This is a genomic window from Bradyrhizobium sp. CIR18 (assembly GCF_014198295.1).
In the GTDB taxonomy this organism is placed as follows: domain Bacteria; phylum Pseudomonadota; class Alphaproteobacteria; order Rhizobiales; family Xanthobacteraceae; genus Bradyrhizobium.
In genome coordinates, this window is record NZ_JACIHF010000001.1 from 472,390 (window position 1) to 494,206 (window position 21,817).

General features: G+C 65.8%; 16 protein-coding genes and 1 pseudogene. 7 read left to right on the top strand and 10 right to left on the bottom strand.

All coding sequences use genetic code 11. The features are described from left to right. Positions 1-129: 129 nt before the first annotated feature. The 3 genes from GGD65_RS02330 to pcsA form a co-directional block, all read right to left on the bottom strand. Complete coding sequence (locus GGD65_RS02330) at positions 130-1,104, bottom strand: quinone oxidoreductase (RefSeq protein ID WP_018317978.1); 975 nt, start codon at positions 1,102-1,104, stop codon at positions 130-132. A gap of 74 nt (positions 1,105-1,178) precedes the next feature. Then, on the bottom strand, positions 1,179-1,913 hold the full coding sequence (locus GGD65_RS02335; protein WP_018317977.1) for a TerC family protein: 735 nt from the start codon (positions 1,911-1,913) through the stop codon (positions 1,179-1,181). Beyond that, the gene (gene pcsA, locus GGD65_RS02340; protein WP_026201945.1) at positions 1,910-2,677 is read right to left on the bottom strand and encodes a phosphatidylcholine synthase; all 768 of its coding nucleotides are present in this window, start codon (positions 2,675-2,677) and stop codon (positions 1,910-1,912) included. The genes GGD65_RS02335 and pcsA overlap by 4 nt, the downstream gene beginning before the upstream one ends. A gap of 86 nt (positions 2,678-2,763) precedes the next feature. On the opposite strand from pcsA, the gene GGD65_RS02345 reads away from it, so the two are divergent. After that, complete coding sequence (locus tag GGD65_RS02345) at positions 2,764-3,948, top strand: UbiH/UbiF family hydroxylase (RefSeq protein WP_183234318.1); 1,185 nt, start codon at positions 2,764-2,766, stop codon at positions 3,946-3,948. Positions 3,949-4,185: 237 nt separating this feature from the next. Here GGD65_RS02345 and GGD65_RS02350 read toward each other — a convergent pair whose 3' ends face one another. Beyond that, a complete protein-coding gene (locus tag GGD65_RS02350; RefSeq protein WP_183234319.1) occupies positions 4,186-5,139 on the bottom strand; it encodes an AEC family transporter in 954 nt (317 codons plus the stop codon). A 106-nt stretch (positions 5,140-5,245) separates the two neighbouring features. On the opposite strand from GGD65_RS02350, the gene hspQ reads away from it, so the two are divergent. After that, positions 5,246-5,578, top strand: a complete 333-nt coding sequence (gene hspQ, locus GGD65_RS02355; RefSeq protein ID WP_018317973.1) for a heat shock protein HspQ — start codon at positions 5,246-5,248, stop codon at positions 5,576-5,578. Between the two features lie 74 nt (positions 5,579-5,652). On the opposite strand, the gene GGD65_RS02360 is transcribed toward hspQ, so the two are convergent. Continuing rightward, positions 5,653-6,471 (bottom strand): invasion associated locus B family protein, encoded by an 819-nt coding sequence (locus GGD65_RS02360; protein ID WP_018317972.1) that lies wholly within the window; start codon positions 6,469-6,471, stop codon positions 5,653-5,655. 261 nt (positions 6,472-6,732) lie between these two features. Here GGD65_RS02360 and GGD65_RS02365 point away from each other — a divergent pair, with 261 nt between their 5' ends. The 3 genes from GGD65_RS02365 (at position 6,733) to GGD65_RS02375 (ending at position 11,393) form a co-directional block, all read left to right on the top strand. Beyond that, positions 6,733-8,577 carry an extracellular solute-binding protein gene (locus GGD65_RS02365; protein ID WP_183234320.1) on the top strand — a complete coding sequence of 615 codons (1,845 nt, stop codon included), beginning with the start codon at positions 6,733-6,735 and terminating at the stop codon, positions 8,575-8,577. Positions 8,578-8,581: 4 nt separating this feature from the next. Then, on the top strand, positions 8,582-10,084 hold the full coding sequence (locus tag GGD65_RS02370; protein WP_183234321.1) for a class I adenylate-forming enzyme family protein: 1,503 nt from the start codon (positions 8,582-8,584) through the stop codon (positions 10,082-10,084). Between the two features lie 85 nt (positions 10,085-10,169). Beyond that, the gene (locus GGD65_RS02375) at positions 10,170-11,393 is read left to right on the top strand and encodes a GGDEF domain-containing protein (protein ID WP_183234322.1); all 1,224 of its coding nucleotides are present in this window, start codon (positions 10,170-10,172) and stop codon (positions 11,391-11,393) included. A 121-nt stretch (positions 11,394-11,514) separates the two neighbouring features. On the opposite strand, the gene mfd is transcribed toward GGD65_RS02375, so the two are convergent. Together mfd and GGD65_RS02385 are read right to left on the bottom strand one after the other, a co-directional pair. Then, positions 11,515-15,033 carry a transcription-repair coupling factor gene (gene mfd / locus GGD65_RS02380; RefSeq protein WP_183234323.1) on the bottom strand — a complete coding sequence of 1,173 codons (3,519 nt, stop codon included), beginning with the start codon at positions 15,031-15,033 and terminating at the stop codon, positions 11,515-11,517. Beyond that, positions 15,030-15,320: a succinate dehydrogenase assembly factor 2 gene (locus GGD65_RS02385; protein WP_179736662.1), complete on the bottom strand. Its 291-nt coding sequence runs from the start codon at positions 15,318-15,320 to the stop codon at positions 15,030-15,032. The genes mfd and GGD65_RS02385 overlap by 4 nt, the downstream gene beginning before the upstream one ends. 185 nt (positions 15,321-15,505) lie before the next feature. Here GGD65_RS02385 and recG point away from each other — a divergent pair, with 185 nt between their 5' ends. Next, positions 15,506-17,614, top strand: coding sequence for an ATP-dependent DNA helicase RecG (recG, locus tag GGD65_RS02390; protein ID WP_183234324.1), 2,109 nt, complete (start codon positions 15,506-15,508; stop codon positions 17,612-17,614). 112 nt (positions 17,615-17,726) lie between these two features. Here the strand turns inward: recG and GGD65_RS02395 are convergent. The 3 genes and pseudogenes from GGD65_RS02395 to glmS all read right to left on the bottom strand — a co-directional run bounded on the left by GGD65_RS02395 (position 17,727) and on the right by glmS (position 21,371). Continuing rightward, a pseudogene (locus GGD65_RS02395) lies at positions 17,727-18,584 on the bottom strand (DUF1932 domain-containing protein). A gap of 105 nt (positions 18,585-18,689) precedes the next feature. Then, positions 18,690-19,460: a DUF502 domain-containing protein gene (locus GGD65_RS02400; RefSeq protein WP_018317964.1), complete on the bottom strand. Its 771-nt coding sequence runs from the start codon at positions 19,458-19,460 to the stop codon at positions 18,690-18,692. Between the two features lie 84 nt (positions 19,461-19,544). Further along, complete coding sequence (glmS, locus tag GGD65_RS02405; RefSeq protein WP_183234325.1) at positions 19,545-21,371, bottom strand: glutamine--fructose-6-phosphate transaminase (isomerizing); 1,827 nt, start codon at positions 21,369-21,371, stop codon at positions 19,545-19,547. Positions 21,372-21,592: 221 nt separating this feature from the next. Between glmS and GGD65_RS02410 the strand changes: the two genes are divergently transcribed. Further along, positions 21,593-21,811: a hypothetical protein gene (locus GGD65_RS02410; protein WP_018317962.1), complete on the top strand. Its 219-nt coding sequence runs from the start codon at positions 21,593-21,595 to the stop codon at positions 21,809-21,811. Positions 21,812-21,817: the final 6 nt, after the last annotated feature.

The window sequence follows — 21,817 nt, forward strand, 5'->3', positions numbered from 1 at the left end:
GGGCAAAGCGAAGCGTGTCCACCACTCAGAAATGGTGGGCACGGCGCTTCGCACCTTTGCCCACCCTACGAGAGCAGCATCCGCGGAGACAGTTCTGGATTTCCTCGCTTCGCTCGCAATGACGGGAACCTAGGGCTTCAAAATCGAAGCCCCCGTGGTCTTGCGGCTTTCGAGATCGATATGCGCCTTCGCGGCATCCTTCAGCGCGTAGGCGTGGTTGATCGGCACGTGCAGCTTGCCGTTGATGACGGCGGCGAACAGCGTGTCGGCGCCTTCGAGCAGCTCCTTGCGCGTGCCGACGTAATCGTTGAGCTTCGGCCGCGTCGCAAACAGCGAGCCGTGATTGTTGAGCTCGGCGATCGCGAACGGCGGCACCGGGCCGGAGGCGTTGCCGAAGGAGACGAACATGCCGCGCGGCTTCAGGCACGACAGCGAGCCCGGGAAGGTCGCCTTGCCGACGCCGTCATAGACGACGTCACAGCCCTCGTTGCGGCTGATCTGCTTGACGCGCGCGACGAAGTCCTCCTCGTTGTAGAGGATGACGTGATCGCAGCCATTGGCCTCGGCGAGCTCGGCCTTTTCGCGCGAGCCGACCGTGCCGATGACGTGGGCCCCGAGCGCCCTCGCCCATTGGCAGGCCAAGAGGCCGATGCCGCCGGCGGCGGCATGAACCAGCACGCGGTGATGCGGCTCGACCTTGAAGGTCTTGTGCAGGAGATACCACACCGTCAGCCCCTTGAGCATCAGCACGGCGCCCTGCTCGTGGGTGATGTGATCGGGCAGCTTGACCAGCTTCTCCCAGGGAATGTTGCGCTCGCCGGTATAGGCTCCGAGATTGTGGTAGTAGGCAACGCGATCGCCCGGATGGAAATGCGTCACGCCGGGCCCGACGGCGATGACCTCGCCCGAGGCCTCGTTGCCGGCAATGAAGGGCAGCCCCGGCGCCTTGTAGAGACCGGTACGGTAATAGACGTCGATGAAGTTCAGGCCGACCGCATGCTGGCGGATGCGCACCTCGCCGGGGCCGGGCGCCGGGACATCGACGCTCTCATAGACCAGGGCTTCTGGGCCCCCGACCTTGTGCACACGGACCGCTTTGGTCATCACCTGACCTCCTCTTCTCAAAGGCCAGCGAAAGACATCGCGCCCGCCTTGTCAACTCGATGTAGCTGGAACGCCTAAACCGACGGCGTGCTGGTCTTCCTGCGATTGCGCTTGGCCAGCACGTTGAAGAATTCAACGGCCGCCGAGAACGCAATTGCAAAATAGATGTAGCCCCGCGGAATATGGAATTGGAATCCGTCCGCGACCAGCGCGACGCCGATCAGCACGAGGAACGCCAGCGCCAGCATTTTCGTGGTCGGATGCTCCGCGACGAAGCGCGACACCGGGCCCGACGAAATGTACATGATCAGGCAGGCGATCACGACCGCCGCGATCATGATCTCGACGTCCTGGGCCATGCCGATCGCGGTGATGATCGAATCCAGCGAGAACACGATGTCGATGACGATGATCTGGATGATCACCCAGAAGAAGGCGCTGCCGCCGGATTTCTGATCGCCCTCGCCGTCATCGGCCTCGACCTCGGCGTGGATCTCGTGCGTCGCCTTCGCGATCAGAAACAGGCCGCCGCCGATCAGGATGAGGTCGCGCCAGGAGAAGTCCGAACCCTTGAATGAAAAGACCGGCGCGGTCAGGCCGATCAGCCAGACCAGGACGCTGAGCAGCATGATGCGGAAGACCAGCGCGAGAGCGAGCCCGATCTTGCGGGCGCGATCGGCCTGCTGCTGGGGGATGCGCGAGACGATCACCGACAGGAAGATGACGTTGTCGATGCCGAGCACGATCTCGAGCGCAGTCAGGGTGAGCAGCGCGGCCCAGGCTTCGGGGCTGGTCAACAGATGCATCATGCGAAGGATCTTACCAGTCGTATCAACGCATCGCTGAAGCTGATCCAGAGCGCGATCGCGCAGAGTGCGACGGTGACGCCGGCGCCGACGCGGAAATCCATCTCCAGCACGTAGAGGGCGAGCAGCGCCCAGATCGCGATCAGCGACATCGTCAGCCAGCGCAGCCGCACGACACGGACCGGATGCAGCACGTGAAACGGCACGAAGGTCAGCACGACGAGCGCTGCCACCAGCAGCGTCGACCACAGCGGCGGCCAGTGCAGCAGGAACAGATAGAACGCCGCCGCATTCCACAGCGCCGGGAAGCCGCGGAAATGATTGTCGTCCGCCTTCATGCGCAGATCGGCGAAATATAGTGCGCTGGTGACGATGATGGCGACGCCGAGCAAGGGCGCCGCGACCGGCAGCAGCAGGCCGCTGGCGACGATCGCGTAGGCCGGCACGAAGACATAGGTGACGAAGTCGACCACGAGATCGAGCACGTCACCCGACCAGTTCGGCTGCACGTTCTTGACGTCGAGCCGGCGCGCGATCGGCCCGTCGACCGCGTCGATGATCAGGGCGACGCCCAACCATTGAAACATCGCCGCCCAGTGCTCGCGCACGGCCTCCAGCATCGCCAATAGCGCGATCGCCGCGCCGAACGCGGTGAAGATGTGCACCGAAAAGGCCGCGGCGCGGATCGCCGGTTTCGGCTTCAGGGAATCCTGCTGGGTATCCATGGCTTCTGCTATCAGAATGAGGCCGGTTTGCACATCCGCCATTGCGGCGCCCGGTCGCACAATCAGTCAGAAAATCAGGCGGAATCAGCGGGCTTGAATTTGCCGCCGGGCGTGTCATTTGTCGTTCCATGACAGACGCATCGACACTCCATGACGCCGCCGTGATCGGCGGTGGACCGGCCGGACTTGCCGCAGCGATCGCGCTGGCGCAGGCGGGTGCCCGGACAGCACTGGTGGCGCGGCGCATTCCCTATGCCGACAACCGCACCACCGCGCTGCTCGGCGCCTCCGTCGAACTGCTGGAGACGCTCGACGTCTGGTCCCGCTGCAAGGACAAGGCCGCCGCGCTAGAGGTCATGCGCCTCGTCGACGACACCGGCCGGCTGTTCCGCGCGCCGGAGGTCCGGTTCTCCTGTCACGAAATCGCGCTCGACGCCTTCGGCTACAACATCGACAACCGCTCGCTGATGCTGGCGCTGGAAGCGCGTGCGGCTGAGCTGCCCAATCTCGTCCGTTTCGACGACGAGGCTGAAAGCGTCGTCATCGAAGCCGACGACGTCGCGGTCCGCACGGCCTCCGCGCAATTTCTCTCGGCCCACCTGGTGGTCGGCGCCGACGGCCGGCATTCGCTGTGCCGGGAAGCTGCCGGCATCGCGGTGACGCGGCGCGAGCTGACGCAGACGGCGCTGACCTTCAACGTCGCTCACACGCGGCCGCATCGCAATGTCTCGACCGAGTTCCACACGCCGCATGGCCCTTGCGTGTTCGTGCCCCTGCCCGGCGACCGCTCCAGCATCGTCTGGGTCTCGGCGCCTGCGGAGGCCGAACGGCTCCGCGGCCTCAGCGATGCCGAGCTGTCGGCCGCGATCGAGAAGCAGTCGCATTCGATCCTCGGGCGCATGACCGTCGAGCCCGGGCGCAACCTGTTCCCCCTCGCGATCGAACGTCCAAAATCCTTCGGCCGCGACCGCGTTGCGCTGGTCGGCGAAGCAGCCCATGTGGTTCCGCCGATCGGTGCCCAGGGCCTCAATCTCGGCCTGCGCGATGCCGCCGACATTGCCAGGCTCGCGGGCGAGGTCATCGCAGCCGGCCAGGATCCCGGCGCGCCCGACCTGCTCAAGCGCTACGACCGCGCGCGGCGTCCGGACGTTTTGAGCCGCACCTTTGCGATCGACATCGCCAACCGCTCGCTGCTCAACGATTTCCTGCCGCTCCAGCCGGTCCGCGCCGTCGGCATGCACCTGCTCGGCGCCATCGGCCCGCTCCGGCGATTTGCGATGCGCGAAGGCCTGACGCCGACCTGGCGAAGGTAGTTTCTCAGGCGCGATAGCGCGCGATGAATTGGATTAAGTTCGATCGAGCCGCGGGCTCGGTGCAACCTCTCCCGCTTGCGGGGGAGGTCGGCGCGAAGCGCCGGGTGGGGGCTCTCTCCTTTTAGGGATTTTCTCTGCAGACTTCAGACAATCCCAATGTGGAGATATCCCCTCCCCAACCCTCCCCCGCAAGCGGGAGAGGGGGCGCACCGTTCGTATCGCCAGCAGTTCTGGCTCTCACGGAAACACCAGCCGTCCGCTCTGAAGCAGCCACATCACGCTGGTCAGCGTGACCACGGATGCAAAGGTCCCGAGCAGCACCGCGACGGAAGCCGATTCGATCCAGGCATCGTTCTGCCGGGCGATGACGAACACGTTCAGCGCCGGCGGCAGCGAGGCCATCAGCACGGCGGTCGCAGCCCAGGGCTGCGCGAAGGGGCCGAACGCCAGCATCAGGCCGAACGCCGCCAGCGGATGGATCAGGAGCTTGACCGCGATCACGCCCGGCACTTCCCACGGCACCCGGTCGAACGGACGGAGCGCCACGGTCACGCCGAGCACGAACAGAGCGGTCGGAGCGGCGGCGTTCTGGAGGAAGGTGATGGTGCGGTCGAGCGCGACCGGCAGCTCGATATGCAGCGCCGCGACCGCGGCACCGAAGCAGGCCGACATGATCAGCGGGTTGAGCACGATCTGCTTCAGCACGACGCCGAAGGCATGCACGATCGAGGGATGGTCGCGGTCGGAGAGCTCGATCAGGAGCGGCACGATCGTGAACAGGAAGATGCTGTCGCAGCAGAAGATCAGCGCGGTCGGCGCCGCAGCCTTGGTCCCGAGCACAGCGAGCGCCAGGCCAGGACCCATATAGCCGATATTGCCGTAGCCGCCGGACAGACCTGCCAGCGTCGCCTCGCGCAATGTAAGCCGTCCCAGAACCTTGCCGACCACCAGCGCCAGGGTGAATGCCGCCACCGTCGACAGCGTGGTCGCGACCAGGAACGGCGGGTTGTTCAATTCCGCAAACGGCGTCTTCGACATGATCGCAAACAGCAGCGCCGGCAGCGACACGTAGAGCAGGAAGAAGTTCATCCAGGCGAGGCCCGATTCCGGCAGAGACTTGGCCTTGCCGCAGGCAAAACCGACGAAGATCAAACCGAAATAAGGTAGCGCTAGATTGAGGATATCGACCATCGGTGAAGTATTTTCTGAAGACTTGGGGGCTATCTGCCCCTGAAGTGAACGTTAATTCCAGATGAGGCCACTAGCATCGGCCACAATCCTGGTCTATCGACGGGGAATGATTAAAGCGCGGACCGCCAAATTCCAGATCGGACAGGTCGTACGCCACCGGATCTTCTCGTTCCGGGGCGTGATCTTCGACATCGATCCGGAATTCAACAACACCGAGGAGTGGTGGCTGTCGATCCCCGAGGAGGTGCGGCCCCACAAGGACCAGCCGTTCTACCACCTGCTCGCGGAGAACGCGGAATCCGAATACGTCGCCTACGTGTCCGAGCAGAACCTATTGCCGGACGAATCCGGCGAGCCGATCCGGCACTCGCAGGTGGCCGAGATCTTCATCAAGAACAAGGATGGCGGCTACCGCCCGCGCAATCCCTCGCTGAACTGAATTTCACTGGCAGACCGCTAGCAAAAAAGGCGCTCGTGAGAGCGCCTTTTTCATGTCCAGGATCCTGGTCCCGATTACTTCTGGCCGGCCGGAGCGGCCCCTGGGGCAGCACCGCTCTGCTCGAGCTTCTTGCGCTGCTCATCAGCCTTCTTCTGAAGCTCTTCCTGGAGCTTCTTCTGATTTTCCTCGAACACCTTCGGATCGGTCGGCGGACCGTCATAGGCCTTCTGGAATTCGCCGGCGAGCGGCAACGGCAGGGTCAGCGGCGCGCCGTTGGCATTGATCGCCTGGACAACGAGATTCTGGCCCTTCTTCATGCTGTTGATGAGCTCGGGCGTCGCCTCGTAATCGGACATGCAGCCGTTCTGGAAGCAGATCACATAGGGCTGCTGCAGCGGCGCGTTGCTGTCGACGATGATGCGGGTGCCGTGCACGAGCTGCATCCCGAGCGGCAGCGTCACGCGCAGGATCTTCTTGGGCTCGCCTTCCGGCTCGATGATGACGGCGGCGATGACCGGCTGGCCCGATTCGATGCGGCCGTCCTTGCCGGTGAAGCAGACCTGCTTGGCGTTGGCGTCCTGGCCCTTCAGGCAGAACTTGGTCCAGGGGGCGTAGATCAGCTGGATCTGCTGATCCGCCGGCTGAGCCGCGCCCTGCTGCGCCGGAGCGCCTGCAGCGGGGGCCTGCTGGGCGGGGGCCTGAGCGGCCGGTGCCGGAGCCTTCGGGGCGGCCTTGGGAGGCGCTTTCGGGGCCGGAGTCGCCTTGGGCGCACCCGGGGCCGGCGCCGGGGTCTGGGCCTCGGCGGCAAACGGAACGGCCAACGCCGTCGCCGTCAACAGGGCGAGAAGTCGCCCACGCGGCCGGACGGACGCGGCCAAGTAACGGAAATTCATTGCGGAAAACCCTTTCTGAACGGGAAGCGCCCGAACCGCTCCGAAGCGCCGAACCAAGCCGCCTTGGGCGCGGCTCTCTTCCCGTCAATTGAGGCAGATAAGTGACGGGCTCGGCGCTCTTGCGCGATTGCCCGCCTTCTTAACGTGGCCGACGAAAAGATCAATGCCGACAACCGTCTTTGGCCACATCCGCGGCTGCGCCCGGTGAAATTCCCTGTGATAGGATTCGAGGCTAGCCGGTCCTCGAATCAACGTGTGCCGATGTTCAAGTTCCAGCGCCTTTTCGAGGGCCCCGGTCTCCGCCTTTACGTCCTTGCCTCTATGCTCGTGCTCGGGCTGTCCGCTGGCGGCGCGCGGGCCGAGCAAGCCCACGCCATCGCCATGCACGGCAAGCCGGCCATGCCGGCCGATTTCACCCACATGCCCTACGCCAATCCCGATGCCCCCAAAGGCGGCCGCTTGACCTGGGGTGTTCTCGGAACCTTCGACAGCCTCAATCCCTTCATCGTCAAGGGATTGGCCGTGCAGCAGATGCGGGGCTACGTGGTCGAGAGCCTGCTCGCGCGCGGCAACGACGAGCCGTTCACGCTCTATGGCCTGCTCGCCAGGAGCGTCGAGACCGACGACGAGCGGAGCTTCGTCACGTTTCGCCTCGATCCGCGCGCCCGTTTCTCCGACGGCAAGCAGGTCATGGCCGAAGACGTGCTGTTCTCCTGGCAGCTGCTGCGCGATCATGGCCGTCCCAACCACCGGCAGTACTACGCCAAAGTCGCCAAGGCCGAGGCGACCGATCCCCTCACCGTCCGCTTCGACCTCGCAGGCGCCAACGACCGCGAGCTGCCGCTGATCCTCGGCCTGATGCCGATCCTGTCGAAGCGAGCGGTCGACGTCGCGACCTTCGAGGAGACGACGCTGACGAGCCCGATTGGCTCCGGACCCTATCGCGTCACGGCCGTGAAGCCCGGCGCCAGCGTGACGCTGACGCGCAATCCCGACTATTGGGGCCGCGACCTTGCCATCAACCGCGGGCTCTACAATTTCGACGAGATCCGGCTCGACTATTTTCGCGAGGCCAACGGCCAGTTCGAAGCATTCAAGCGCGGCCTTTATGATTTCCGCGTCGAGCACGAGCCGCTGCGCTGGCACGACGGCTACGATTTTCCGGCCGCAAAAAGCGGCGAGGTGATCCGTGACACCGTCAAGCCGGGCCTGCCGCAACCTTCCGAATTCCTGGTGTTCAACACCCGCCGTCCGATCTTCGCCGACATCCGCGTGCGCCAGGCGCTGACGCTTCTGTTCGATTTCGAGCTGGTCAACCGCAACTACTTTTTCGGACTTTATTCGCGCGTGGCCGGCTATTTCGCCGGCTCGGACCTGTCGGCCTATGGCCGGCCTGCGGACGCGCGCGAGCGCGAGCTGCTCAAACCCTTCGCCGCACAAATTCGGCCCGATATCATGGACGGCAGCTACCGCCTTCCCGTGACCGACGGATCGGGACGCGATCGCACCACGCTGCGCGCGGCGCTGAAACTGTTGTCGGACGCCGGCTACGATCTCGACGGCACGGTGCTGCGCAACCGCGCGACCAAGGCGCCCTTCACCTTCGAGATCCTGGTCACGACCCGCGATCAGGAACGCATCGCGCTCGCGTTCCAGCGCGACCTCAAGCGCGCCGGCATCGAGCCGAGCGTGCGAACGGTCGACCCCGTGCAGTTCGACCAGCGTCGGCTCGCTTACGAATTCGACATGATCCAGAACCGCTGGGACCAGTCGCTGTCGCCCGGCAACGAGCAATATTTCTACTGGGGCAGCGCTGCCGCGGACAATCCGGGGACGCGCAACTACATGGGCGCCAGGGATGGCGCGGTCGATGCCATGATCGCCGCCCTGCTCGAGGCCCGTGAACATACGGATTTCGTCTCGTCGGTGCGGGCGCTCGACCGCGCCCTGATCGCGGGCTTCTACACAATCCCCCTGTTTAACGTATCCGAGCAATGGATCGCGCGCTGGAATCGGATAGAACGGCCCAAGGCCACCTCGCTCTCAGGCTATCTGCCGGAGACCTGGTGGTCGAAGGGGCAGCCGCAAGCTCATCAAGCAAAGTGACGCCGTGAACCAGCCAGCAATATCGCCGACGCTCGACACGTTGTTTCAGCGCACGCTGATGCGGCAGCCGCACGCGCCCGCCCTGCTCGACCCGCTCAACAAGGCCCGCGTGACCGGGCATCAGCCGCGGCGGATGACCTACGCCGAGGCAGACACGGCCATCGAGGCGCTGTCGGCCTATTTCGTCGAATCGGGCCTGCCGGCCAATTCCGTCATCGCCATCCAGCTGCCCAATACGGTCGAGTTCGTGCTGACGGTGCTCGCCGCCCATCGCGCCGGCCTCGTCGTCGCCGTGCTGCCGCTGCTCTGGCGGCACGCGGAACTCACCGCCGCGCTCAACCGCACCGCGGCGCGCGCGATCGTCACCATGAGCACGGTCGACGGCGTCAGCTATGCCGATCTGGCGATGCATGCGGCCGCCGAAGCCTTCTCGATCCGTCACGTCTGCGGCTTCGGCACCGATCTGCCCGAAGGCATGGCTTCGCTCGACGACGTGTTGGCCCGCCCGCCGGGCACCACGCGCGCCGTGATCCAGGACGGCCGCAAGGCGGCGATGATCTCCTTCGACGTCACCGCGGAAGGCTTTCGCCCGGTACCGCGACCGCATTTCAGCGTGATCGCCGGTGGCCTTGCGATGTCGCTGGAAGCCGACATCCGGCAGGGCGCGACCGTGATGGCGGCATTCACACCGATGTCGTTCGCAGGGCTCGCCTCCTCGCTTGCTGTGTGGCTGCTCTCCGGCGGCGCGCTGGCGCTGCATCATCCGTTCGAGAACGACGTGCTGGAGCAGCAGATCAACGAGCATGGATGCGAGGTGCTGATCGCGCCGGCGCAGCTTGCCTTGCGGCTCGGCGATGCCGACCTGGCGGCGCGGATGCCGACCTTGCGCAACGTCGTCGGTCTGTGGCGCGCGCCCGAGCAGGTGGCGGCGAGCGATGCCTGGATCGCGCCACATGCCCCGCTGACCGACGTCTACCTGTTCGGCGAGGCCGGGCTGTTCGGCGCCCGCCGCGGCGAGGACGGCATGCCCGTTGCGGTGATGCCCGGGCCGCATGGCGCTCCGCGCGAGCAATCCGGCTCGTCCATTGCCGGCGAGATCCTGCTGACGCCGAAGGGCACGCTCGGCCTGCGCGGCGCGATGGTGCCGATCGCGGCCTATGCCCCGCCGCAGCCGGTCGGCGACACGCTGATCGCGCAGCCGCCGCGAGACTATGTCGACACCGGCTATGCCGCCCGGCTCGACCGTCCGAGCGGCGCAATCTGCATCACCGCGCCCCCCTCCGGTATCATGGCCGTCGGCGGCTACCGCTTCCTCTCCAACGACCTCCAGGAATGGGCGCGCCGGCTCGGCCAGGGCGCCCTGCTCACCGCGCTGCCCGATCGGCTGTCCGGCCACCGGCTGGCCGGACGCGCCCAGGACAATACCCGGGCCCGCGAGGCGCTCAGCGAGCTCGGGCTTAACCCCCTGATGGTCGAAGCTTTTCGCGACCGTTCCGGGCCGGTCTAGCCGCAGTTTCGCCTGGTGCGTTGACGCTGCATTAAGGCGGCCAAACTAGATTGCGGGGCATCTGTCGCGTGATCAGAGTTTGCGAATGTCCCAGGCGGGCCCGATCCTGTTTGTGTCCAATGCCGAGCGGCCGCCCTTCATTGCGGCGCTGGACGAGGCCCGGCTCTTTCCCGTCGTCGACACCGACTGGGCCAGCGCAGCGCGCGCGGTCGAGCAGGTCCAGCCGGCCGCGGTTCTCGCCCAGATGTCCGGCGGTCACGAGCCGCATATTGCGCCGCTCGCCAAGAAGATCGCCGACCAGCCGCTTTACCTTCCCTTCGTGGCCCTCGATGCGATGGGCATGCTGCCTCACAACGCCCTGCCGTTCTCCTCGCGCGGCGGCAATTCCGACCGCCTGATCGCGCGGCTTCGCGCCGCCTTGCGCGTGCGCACCCTGCACGCCACGGTGCTGCGCCGGCTGCCGGAAGTGAAGGTCGGGTTGCCGGAAGGCGATCCGGCCCGCGATGCCACCGTGCTCCTGATCGGCCGCGGCTCGGCCTATCCCGCGCTCTCTGTCGCACTCGGCGAACGCGCCGGCGTGGTCGGCGCGCTCTCGATCGAGGCCGCCGCGAAACACCTCAACACCCGCGACCTCGACGGCGTCGTGCTCGCCGAAGGTTTTACCGCGCGCGTCACCGACGCCTTTCTCACGGTGCTCGCCGAGGACACCCGCTTTCGCAGCCTGCCCGTCGTCGTCACCGCACACCAGCTGACGCAGACTTACGACCTGCCCAATCTCGAGCTGATCCCGGGCGAGCCGGCGAAGGTCGCGGCCAATGCGCTGCCCCTGATCCGCCAGCATGCGATGGAAGCACAATTGAGCCGCACGCTGCGCTCGATCGATGCCGGCGGCTGGCTCGATCCGCGCAGCGGCCTGCTGACGGTCGAAGCCTTCGCCCGCGATTTCGCCAAGGCGGTCGAGCAGACGCTGGCCCGCGGCGGCGGTCTCTCCGTCGCACGCTTCGCCTTCGACCCCGGCAATTCCCGCGCCCAGCTCGATGCCGCCCGCATCCTCAGCCGTCTGATGCGGCAGATGGATTTCGGCGCGGCGCAGAAGGACGGCTCGGTCATCGTCGTGTTCGCGGAAACCGACTTCCGCACCGCCCACATGATCGCCCGCCGCCTCTCGGCGGTGATGCGTCACACCTCCAACGGCAAGCACGAGATGCGCAGCGAGCCCGTCGTCAGCGTGGATTCGCTGTCGCCGTCGGATACGGCAAGGTCGTTGCTGGGGCGGTTGTCCGCGGATGCGTCGCGAGCGGCGTCGTAATTACAACCTCGCTGCCGTAGGGTGGGCAAAGCGAAGCGTGCCCACGCCTGATAATTATTGAAAGATGGTGGGCACGGCGCACAGCGCCTTTGCCCACCCTACGGCACCTCTCGCCCGATCCTCACGCCGCCTTCTTGCTCTCCGCGAGCTGCGCCAGCTGCCGCATGATCTCCGTCGTCCCCACGAGACGCTCTTCCGGCGTCTCCCAGTCCTGCAGGAACACCACCTTCATGTCGGGCCGCACCTTGGCGGCCTGGCCGTAGCTGCGGATGAACGACACCAGGCGGTCGGGATAGGCGAAGGAATTGTCGCGGAAGGCGATGACGGCGCCCTTCGGGCCGGCGTCGATCTTGCCGACATTGGCCCTTCGGCAGAACGCCTTGATCGCGGCGACCTTGAAGAGGTAGCGCACCTCGTCCGGCAGCACGCCGAAGCGGTCGCGCATCTCGGCGCCGAAATTCTCGATCTCCTCCTCGGTGTCGAGATCGGCCAAACGCCGGTACAGTGACAGCCGTACCGAGAGATCGCCGACGTAATCCTCCGGGATGAGCACGGGCATGCCGATGGTGATCGACGGCGACCAGCGGTCGGCGGCGGGCTCGGAGACGCCGGCCTTGAGGTTGACGATCGCCTCCTCCAGCATCGACTGATAGAGCTCGAAGCCGACCTCCTTGATGTGGCCCGACTGCTCCTCGCCGAGCAGATTGCCGGCGCCGCGAATGTCGAGGTCGTGCGAGGCAAGCTGGAAGCCGGCCCCCAGCGTCTCCAGCGATTGCAGCACCGTGAGCCGGCGCTCGGCCTGCGCCGTGATCTTCTGCTGCGCCGGCAGTATGAACAGCGCATAGGCGCGCAGCTTGGAACGGCCGACGCGGCCGCGCAGTTGATAGAGCTGGGCCAGACCGAACATGTCGGCACGGTGCACGATCAGCGTGTTGGCGTTGGGAATGTCGAGGCCGGACTCGACGATCGTGGTGGACAGCAGGATGTCGAACTTGCCGTCGTAGAACGCGGTCATGATGTCTTCAATCACCGCGGGCGGCATCTGGCCGTGCGCGACCGCGACCTTCATCTCCGGCACGTTCTTGTCGAGGAAATCCTTGACCTCGGCGAGGTCGTCGATGCGCGGCACCACGTAGAACGCCTGGCCGCCGCGATAGCGCTCGCGCAGCAACGCCTCGCGAATCATCAGCGGATCATGCGGAGCGACGAAGGTGCGCACCGCGAGGCGATCGACCGGGGGCGAGGCAATGATCGAGAGCTCGCGAACGCCGGTCAGCGCCAGTTGCAGCGTGCGCGGAATCGGCGTTGCCGACAGCGTCAGCACGTGCACCTCGGAGCGCAGCGCCTTCAGTCGCTCCTTGTGAGTCACGCCAAAATGCTGCTCCTCGTCGACGATGACGAGGCCGAGGTCGCGGAACTTGATCGCCTTGCCGAGCAACGCGTGGGTGCCGACCACGATGTCGACCGAACCGTCGGCGATGCCCTTCTTGACCAGATTGAGCTCCTTGGTCGCGACCAGGCGCGAGGCCTGCGCAACGTTGACCGGAAATCCCTTGAAGCGCTCCGTGAAGGTCTTTGCGTGCTGGCGCGCCAGCAGCGTGGTCGGGACCACGACGGCGACCTGCTTGCCTTCGAGGGCCACGGCAAAGGCCGCGCGGAGCGCGACCTCGGTCTTGCCGAAGCCGACGTCGCCGCAGATCAGCCGGTCCATGGGACGGCCGAGTTCGAGATCCTTCAGCGTGGATTCGATCGCGCCTAGCTGGTCCTCGGTCTCGTCATAGGGGAAGCGCGCGCAAAACTCGTCATAGAGGCCCTGCTGCACCGGCAGCTTGGGCGCTTCGTGCAGATGGCGCGCGGCGGCGATCTTGATCAATTCGCCCGCGATCTCGCGGATGCGGTTCTTGAGCTTGGCCTTGCGGGTCTGCCAGCCACCGCCACCGAGGCGATCGAGCTCGACCGTGGTCTGGTCCGAGCCGTAGCGTGACAATAGCTCGATGTTCTCGACCGGCAGGAACAGTTTTGTTTCGGCGGCATAATGCAGCTCGAGACAGTCATGCGGCGCACCCGCGACATCGAGGGTCTGGAGGCCGATGAAACGGCCGATGCCGTGATCGACGTGGACGACGATGTCGCCCGCGGCAAGGCTCGTCACCTCCGAGATGAAATTGTCGAGCTTGCGGCTGGCCTTGCGCGGCCGCACCAGGCGATCGCCAAGGATGTCCTGCTCGCTGATGAGCGCGATCTCGTCGGTCTCGAAGCCGCTTTCGAGGCCGAGCACGGCGAGCATGGTCTCGTTGCGCGGGGTCGCCTGCACCGTGCGCCAGGAGTTGACGCTGGTGGTATGGGCGAGCTTGTGGTCGCGCAGCATCGAATTCATGCGGTCGCGCGAGCCTTCGCTCCAGAGCGCGATCACGACCTTCTTGCGCTGGGCGTGCAGCGCCATGACGTGACTGACCACGGACTCGAACACATTGACTGTGGTGTCGTTGCGCTCCGGCGCGAAATCGCGGCCCTTGCGCGCCCCGGCGTCGACGACACTGGTCCCGTCAGCCGGAACCGAGAACTGCGTCAGCCGCAGCAGCGGCATGTCGCTCTCGCGCTTGGTCCATTCCTCGCCGGTCAGATAAAGCCGGTCTGGCGGCAGCGGCTTGTAAATGGCGCCGCCGCCGGGATGCTCCATGGCGTCGCGGCGGGCCTCGTAATAGTCCTGGATCTGCTTGAAGCGCTCGCGGACGGCGTCCTCGGCCTGCGGCTCGATCGCGATGGGCGCGCCTTGCAGATAGTCGAACAGCGTGTCCATCCGATCCTGGAACAGCGGCAGCCAGTGCTCCATGCCGGGATGGCGGCGGCCCTCGCTGACAGCCTCATACAGCGCATCGTCGCGCTCGGGCGCGCCGAACTCGGCGACATAGCCCATGCGGAATCGGCGGATGGTGTCGGTGACGAGCTGGAATTCCGAGATCGGCACCAGGTCGAGCGAGCGCATGTCGAGCAGCGTGCGCTGGGTCTCGGCATCGAAGGAGCGGATCGATTCCAGGCTGTCGCCGAAGAAATCGAAGCGGACGGGCTGATCGAGGCCGGCCGGAAACAGATCGAGGATGCCGCCGCGCACGGCGTATTCGCCGGGCTCGCGCACGGTCGAGGAACGGTTGTAGCCGTTGTGCTCGAGCCAGGCGACGATAGTGTCCATCGGCACCACGTTGCCGGGCGCAACCGACAGCGCCTGCGCCGCAACGAGCTCGCGCGCGGGCACGCGCTGCACCACCGCGTTCACCGTGGTCAGCACGATCAGCGGCTTGTCACTGCCGGTGAGCGAGGCCAGCCGTGCCAGCGTGGTCAGGCGTTGTGCCAAGATGCCGCCATGCGGCGAGACGCGGTCATAGGGCTGGCAGTCCCAGGCCGGGAAAGTCAGCACCGGCAGATCGGGAGCGAAGAACTGCAGCGCGCGTTCGAGCTGCTGCATGCGCGGACCGTCGCGGCAGACCACGGCAAGGCTGACGGCCGGCTTCTTCGGCCGCGCCGCGATGGCGCGGGCGAGATCGGAGACGACAAGGCCTTCGGCGCCTTCCGCGACATTGGCGAGCGTCAGCACACGGCCGGGCGCAAGCAGCTCGGCCGGAGATTTCATTCCCTGCTTCATGCGTCGCGGTCCGCGATCGGATAGGCCTTGATGCGGGCAAACAGCGCGCCGGTGACATCGGCCGGCAGCACCTTGTCACCGGTGATGGCGGCATAGAGATCGGGATCGTTGACCTCGAGCAGCGTCTCGAGCTGATCGAGCTCGGCGTCGGACAGATTGCCGATCTCGGCATCCGCGAAGCGGCCGAGGATCAGGTCCATCTCGCGCGTGCCGCGGTGCCAGCAGCGGAACAAAAGCCGCTTGCGGCGGTCGTCCAGCCCGCTGCTCGATCGTGTCGTTCCCGTCATGTCTCAAATCCAGTCAAACGCAGAAAGCCCGGACGTGCCGGGCGGGGCTGATATAGCCATTCGAGGTGGCCGTGTCAGCCCTCGATTTGGCAAGCCTGCCGCCCGGGTTGCGGCCGCGAAAAAAGCCGTGGATGCCCGGCATAAAGCCGGGCATGACGGGCCGAAACGATCCTAGATTCGCATCCATGCGCCCCAGCCTGCTCAATCCGCTGTTTGCCCCCGTGACCAGCCTGCCCGGCGTCGGTCCGAAGCAGGACAAGCTGCTGCAGTATTTGCTCAGCCGCAATGAGACGCCGCGGCTGGTCGATCTGCTCCTGCACCTTCCGAGCCAGGTGATCGACCGCCGGGCGCGGCCAAAAATCCGCGACGCGGCGGTCGGAACCATGGTGACGCTGGAGGTCACCGTCGACCGCCACCGCCCGCCTCCGCCCCGCAATGCCCGCGCGCCCTATCTCGTCTATGCCAGCGACGACACCGGCGACGTCGTGCTGACCTTCTTTCGCGCCAAGCCGGGCTATGTCGAAAAACTGCTGCCAATGGGGGAGAAGCGCTACGTCTCCGGCACGCTGCAGATGTACGAGGGCATCCCGCAGATCGTGCATCCCGACCGCGTGCTGGACGAGGAAGCGATCTCGAAACTCTCAGGGATCGATCCGGTCTATCCGCTGACGGAAGGCCTGGCGCTCGGCTCGCTCCGCCGCGCGATCGCCCAGGCGCTGCAGAAGCTGCCTTCGTTGCCGGAATGGATCAGCCCGGAGGTGATGCGCCGCTGCAGTTTCCCGCCGATCGCCGAAGCGCTCAACCGCGTGCATCAACCGGTCGAGCTGACGGACATCCTGCCCGACCAGCCGTTTTGGTCGCGCCTCGCCTTTGACGAGCTGCTGGCCGGCCAGCTCGCGCTCGCCCTGATCCGCGCGCAACTCCGCCGCCCGGCCGGCGTCCGCAACGCCGGCGACGGGCATTTGCGCAACAAGATCATCGACGCCCTGCCCTATGCGCTGACGCCCTCTCAGCGCAGCGCAGCGGCGGCGATCGCCGAGGACCTGCAACGGCCGGTGCGCATGCTGCGTCTGTTGCAGGGCGACGTCGGCTCCGGCAAGACCGTGGTCGCGCTGCTCGCGGCCGCAGCCGTCGCCGAAGTGGGAAAGCAGGCGGCGCTGATGGCCCCAACCGAAATTTTGGCGCGGCAGCACATCAAGACCATCGCGCCGCTCGCCGAGCGCGCGGGAATGCGGGTCGCGATCCTCACCGGCCGCGAAAAGGGCAAGGAGCGGCGCGAGCTGCTGGCGCAACTCGAAGCCGGCGAGATCGACCTCGTCGTCGGCACCCATGCCCTGATCCAGGACGACGTGATCTTCCACGATCTCGCCCTCGCCATCGTCGACGAGCAGCACCGCTTCGGCGTGCGCGAACGCCTCGCGCTGACGTCCAAGGGCGAGGCGGTCGACGTGCTGGTGCTGAGCGCGACGCCGATCCCGCGCACGCTCGTGCTGACCTATTTCGGCGACATGGACATTTCCGAGCTGCGCGAAAAGCCGGCCGGCCGCCAGCCGATCGAAACCCGCACCATATCGATCAGCCGCCTCGCCGAAGTCACTGACAGCATCGGCCGCGCGCTGCAGGCCGGCAAGCTGGTTTACTGGATTTGCCCGCTGGTCGAGGAATCCGAGGCAGAAGGCACCGAACACCTCACCAACGCGACGAAACGTTTCGAGAGCCTGCAGAAGCGTTTTGGCGACCGCGTCGGCCTCGTCCACGGCCAGATGAAGGGCACCGAGAAGGACCGCGTGATGGGCCAGTTCGCCGCCCACGAGATCGGCTTGCTGGTCGCGACCACCGTAGTCGAGGTCGGCGTCGACGTGCCGGCGGCGACCATCATGGTGATCGAGAATGCCGAGCGTTTTGGCCTTGCCCAGCTGCACCAGCTGCGCGGCCGCATCGGACGCGGCTCGGAGGCTTCGACCTGCCTGCTGCTTTATTCGGAGCCGCTCGGCGAGATGTCGAAGGCACGGCTGAAGGTGATCCGCGAGACCACCGACGGTTTTCGCATCGCCGAGGAAGACCTCAAGCTGCGCGGCGAAGGCGACGTGCTGGGCGTGCGCCAGAGCGGCCTGCCCGGCTACCGCATCGCGCGCTCGGAGGTCCACGGCCAGCTCATCACCCAGGCCAGAGACGAGGCGCTGCGCATCCTCAAGGACGATCCAAAGCTGAAGGGCGAGCGCGGCGAAGCTCTGCGCTGCCTCTTGTATCTGTATGAGCGCGACGAGGCGATCCCGCTGATCGGGGCGGGCTGAGGTTCAGGCGCGACGTCTCCTCCTCGTCATTGCGAGCGCAGCGAAGCAATGACGCATGGACACACAGACCCGCGCACTTCGACCAAACTGCCGGAGCGATGGTGCGGGGCCACTAGGCCTTCTTCCGCGCGATCCCCGTGGCAAACGCCTTCATCAGCGCCGCATCCGCCGCCTCGCCGCTCGCATCCTTTGCAAGATGCTCGAACCATCTGGCAAAGCCTTCATAGATCTGGCTGGCCGGATGATCCGGGCCGAGGAAACCGGAAATCTCACGCATCTCGGCGACCCAGCGTTAGGCCTTGGGGATCATGTCGGGCAGGGCGAAGTCGAGCCGCGCCAGGATCGCCGGCTGGCTCAGCGCCAGTTCGTTCCGCAACGCGTCCGCAGCGCCCGCTTTCGTCGCCGCGACCACCATGGCCGAGCCGATGCCGGCGAGGCCCTTGACGATGCCGGCGTAGGACATCTTTAGAGCCGACGCCGCGCCGACCGGGCCCTCGACGATTCGCACATCGAGGCCAAAATCCTTCAGCACCGCGACGTCCTTCGCGTGCTCGCCGCACACATAAAAGGCCGGGCTCTTGCCGCCCGGCTGCGGCGGAAAACCGATGATGCCGCCATCGACGAACGGCGCCTGCGCCGAGCCGATGATCTCTTCAATTCTCTGCACGGTATCGACGTTGACGGCGTTGCAATCGACCACGATTGGCTTCTTGTCGCGCCTGACGATCAGCGCGGCCAGCCGTTCAGCCAGCGCGACGGCTTCGCCCGGCGGCACGATCGAGAGGATGATGTCGGCGCCCGCAATTTGATTGTCATCGGCACCGACCATGCCGGCTTCCGCCGCGCGTTTCCGCGTCGCCTCGCTCCGCCCGTCCAAAGACGTCAGCACGCGCGCGCCATGCTCGACGAGGCGGCGGGCGACGGCGCCGCCCATGGCGCCGGGTGCGAGAATCGCAATGGTCTTGGACATCATGTACTCCAGATCGAACTCCGAGCGAGGCGCTCAGGCGAACCGGAGACTATCAGAGGATGCGAACGCGCGCGTGACCGACGGCCATCCCGCAGCGGAATGGCCCTACTCCACCTTCGCAGGCTCGGGCTGAAGCGCGGACGCGTTGGCGATGCGCGCGGCATTCGCCATGCCCGCGAGTGCCGCGGCCTTTTTCGGATCGGGTGCCGAGCCCGGCTGCACCACGCCTGCCGACATGATCAGCGTCGCCGCGTCCTCGGCGGTGAGGTCGACCTCGATGATCTTGCTCTTCGGGACATAGAAGAAGAAGCCGGTGGTCGGGTTCGGCGAGCACGGCAGGAACACCGAGACGTGCTCCTCCTGCCCCGGCAGGTTGCGCGCGATGTCCTCGTTCGGCGATTGCGAGATCAGCACGATCGACCACATGCCCGGCGAGGGAAACTCGACCAGTCCGACCTTGCGGAAGCTCGAGCCCTTGCCCGAGAACAGCGTCTCGAACACTTGCTTCAGGCCGCGATAGATGGCGCGCACCGCCGGGATCCGGCCGAGGAACGTTTCGCCGACATCGACCAGTGTCCGGCCGATCAGATTGGCTGCGAGGAAACCGACCAGCGTCAGCGTGAAAAATGCGACAACCAGTCCCCAGCCGGGAACGACATACGGCAGATAGGTTTCCGGCCGATAGGCCAGCGGAACGAACGGCCGCACCACGCCGTCGACCCAGGTGACGAACCACCAGACCAGATAAAGGGTGATGGCAATCGGCCCCGTCACCACGAGGCCAGTCAGAAAATAGTTGCGGAAGCGGCCCATCAGGCCGGTATGCGGTTCCGGGAGCGGATCAAGAGGCGCAGGCGCGTCGTCGCGGGGGGTCATTCGGGTTCCAGGTCGGTCACAGCTCACAAGCTAGGGTCTTCTAGCAGGTTTTGGAAGACCGCGACCGACTGATATCCCTTCCGCCTATTCCACGGTCACCGATTTCGCGAGATTGCGAGGCTGGTCGACGTCGGTCCCCATGACGACGGCCGTGTGATAGGCGAGCAGCTGGACGGGGACGGCATAGACCATCGGGGTGAAGGCCGCCGCCATGTCGGGCATGACGATGGTGACGAGGGACTCGACGGTCGCCTCTTCCGCACCCTTCGCGTCCGTCATCAGGATGATGTTGCCGCCGCGGGCGGCGACCTCCTGCATGTTTGACACCGTCTTTTCGAACACCCGGTCGTGCGGCGCGATGACGACGACAGGCATGGTCTCGTCGATCAGCGCGATCGGCCCGTGCTTGAGCTCGCCGGCGGCATAGCCTTCGGCGTGGATGTAGGAGATCTCCTTCAGCTTCAGCGCGCCTTCGAGCGCGAGCGGGAAGCTGGTGCCGCGGCCGAGATAGAGCACATCGCGGGACTTGGCGATCCGGTGCGCGAGCTTTTCGATCTGCAGCTCGGTGGTGAGCGCATCCGCCATCAGGCGCGGGACCTCGACGAGGCCATGGACCAGCTTGGTCTCGTCCTCATCGGACAATTCGCCTCTGGCCTTGCCGGCCGCGATCGCAAGGTTTGCCAGCACCATGAGCTGGCAGGTAAAGGCCTTGGTCGAGGCGACGCCGATCTCGGGGCCCGCGAGCGTCTGCAGCACGGTCTCGCTCTCGCGCGCGATCGTCGAGGTCGGGACGTTGACGACGGCGACCGTATGCACGCCCTCGGCCTTGGCATAGCGCAGTGCCGCAAGCGTGTCGGCGGTCTCGCCCGACTGAGAGATGAAGATGGCGAGATCGCCCTTGCGCAAGGGCGCCTCGCGGTAGCGGAATTCGGAGGCGACATCGACCTCGACCGGCACGCGCGCAAAGCGCTCGAACCAGTATTTTGCGACGTAGCCGGCATAGCTCGCGGTGCCGCACGCCGTAATGTTGATGCGCTGGATGTTCTTGAAGTTGAACGGCAGCTTGACCGGCAGCGCGACACGTTCGGTCGCCATGTCGACGTATCGCGCCAGCGTATGGCCGACCACTTCCGGCTGCTCGTGGATCTCCTTCGCCATGAAGTGGCGATAGTTCGCCTTGTCGACCAGCGAGGTCGAGGCGGCATGCTTGATCTTGTCGCGCTGGACGGCATTGCCGTCCTTGTCGAAAATCGACGCGCTCTTGCGGGTCAGCACCGCCCAGTCGCCGTCCTCGAGATAGCTGATCGTGTCGGTGAACGGGCCGAGCGCGATGGCATCCGAGCCGAGATACATCTCGCCGTCGCCGTAGCCGATCGCCAGCGGCGGCCCGTTGCGGGCACCGATCATCAGGTCGCCATCGCCAGCAAAGATGAAGCCAAGCGCGAAGGCGCCGCGGAGCCGCCCCAGCGCCAGTTTGACGGCTTCGACCGGCTTGTTGCCGCGCGTGAGCAAATCGTCGACCAGATGCAGCACGATCTCGGTGTCGGTCTCGGTGTGGAACACCGTGCCCTTTTTCTCGAGTTCCTCGCGCAGCTCGCGGAAATTCTCGATGATGCCGTTGTGGACCACGGCGACGCGATCGGTCGCGTGCGGATGGGCGTTGTTGACGGTGGGCTTGCCGTGGGTGGCCCAGCGGGTGTGGCCGATGCCGGTGGTGCCCAGGAGCGGCTCGGCTTCCAGCCGCTTCTCCAGGTTCTTCAGCTTGCCCTCGGCGCGCCGGCGCTCAAGGTGCTTGCCTTCGAGCGTGGCGACGCCCGCCGAGTCATAGCCGCGATATTCAAGACGTTTGAGCGAATCCACCAGCTGCTCTGCAACCGGCTCGCGCCCGAGAATGCCGACAATCCCGCACATGCGGATCACTATCCCCCAAATCGTCGAAAAATCGCCTAAACGACGCGCTCGGTTTTTAGCGAAAATCCCAGGGAACCATATACTCAATATTTATTGCGGATTGAGACAGCATGGACCGCAACCTGAGCTTCGCCTGCGTCGAATTGGCCGGCCTTAGACCGCGCACGTTAACTTGTTGTCAATATGTTTGACCAACGATTCCGGTGCAGGAGAGCAAAGCCATGAAAGGCTCGTCCGACCGCAAAGGTCTGTCATCGATGTACTTGCGCGCCAGCGAAACCACGGGCACGCACCTGGCGCATTGGCCACCGCCCCAGCGCGGCAAGGAAAGCAAGCCGGTCTTCCTGAAGCACGCTCAAGGCGAGCCGGCCAAACGCGCCAAGCCGCGCGGCTGGCGCCTGACCCGCGCGATCTTCTCCGAATTCGCCGACGACGAGTAAGGCCAC

Bases quoted from the DNA above. Each gene is read 5' to 3' on its own strand.
- GGD65_RS02330 (WP_018317978.1), bottom strand. From the start codon at position 1,104: ATGACCAAAGCGGTCCGTGTGCACAAGGTCGGGGGCCCAGAAGCCCTG.
- GGD65_RS02335 (WP_018317977.1), bottom strand. From the start codon at position 1,913: ATGATGCATCTGTTGACCAGCCCCGAAGCCTGGGCCGCGCTGCTCACC.
- pcsA (WP_026201945.1), bottom strand. From the start codon at position 2,677: ATGGCGGATGTGCAAACCGGCCTCATTCTGATAGCAGAAGCCATGGAT.
- GGD65_RS02345 (WP_183234318.1), top strand. From the start codon at position 2,764: ATGACAGACGCATCGACACTCCATGACGCCGCCGTGATCGGCGGTGGA.
- GGD65_RS02350 (WP_183234319.1), bottom strand. From the start codon at position 5,139: ATGGTCGATATCCTCAATCTAGCGCTACCTTATTTCGGTTTGATCTTC.
- hspQ (WP_018317973.1), top strand. From the start codon at position 5,246: ATGATTAAAGCGCGGACCGCCAAATTCCAGATCGGACAGGTCGTACGC.
- GGD65_RS02360 (WP_018317972.1), bottom strand. From the start codon at position 6,471: ATGAATTTCCGTTACTTGGCCGCGTCCGTCCGGCCGCGTGGGCGACTT.
- GGD65_RS02365 (WP_183234320.1), top strand. From the start codon at position 6,733: ATGTTCAAGTTCCAGCGCCTTTTCGAGGGCCCCGGTCTCCGCCTTTAC.
- GGD65_RS02375 (WP_183234322.1), top strand. From the start codon at position 10,170: ATGTCCCAGGCGGGCCCGATCCTGTTTGTGTCCAATGCCGAGCGGCCG.
- mfd (WP_183234323.1), bottom strand. From the start codon at position 15,033: ATGAAGCAGGGAATGAAATCTCCGGCCGAGCTGCTTGCGCCCGGCCGT.
- GGD65_RS02385 (WP_179736662.1), bottom strand. From the start codon at position 15,320: ATGACGGGAACGACACGATCGAGCAGCGGGCTGGACGACCGCCGCAAG.
- recG (WP_183234324.1), top strand. From the start codon at position 15,506: ATGCGCCCCAGCCTGCTCAATCCGCTGTTTGCCCCCGTGACCAGCCTG.
- GGD65_RS02400 (WP_018317964.1), bottom strand. From the start codon at position 19,460: ATGACCCCCCGCGACGACGCGCCTGCGCCTCTTGATCCGCTCCCGGAA.
- glmS (WP_183234325.1), bottom strand. From the start codon at position 21,371: ATGTGCGGGATTGTCGGCATTCTCGGGCGCGAGCCGGTTGCAGAGCAG.
- GGD65_RS02410 (WP_018317962.1), top strand. From the start codon at position 21,593: ATGAAAGGCTCGTCCGACCGCAAAGGTCTGTCATCGATGTACTTGCGC.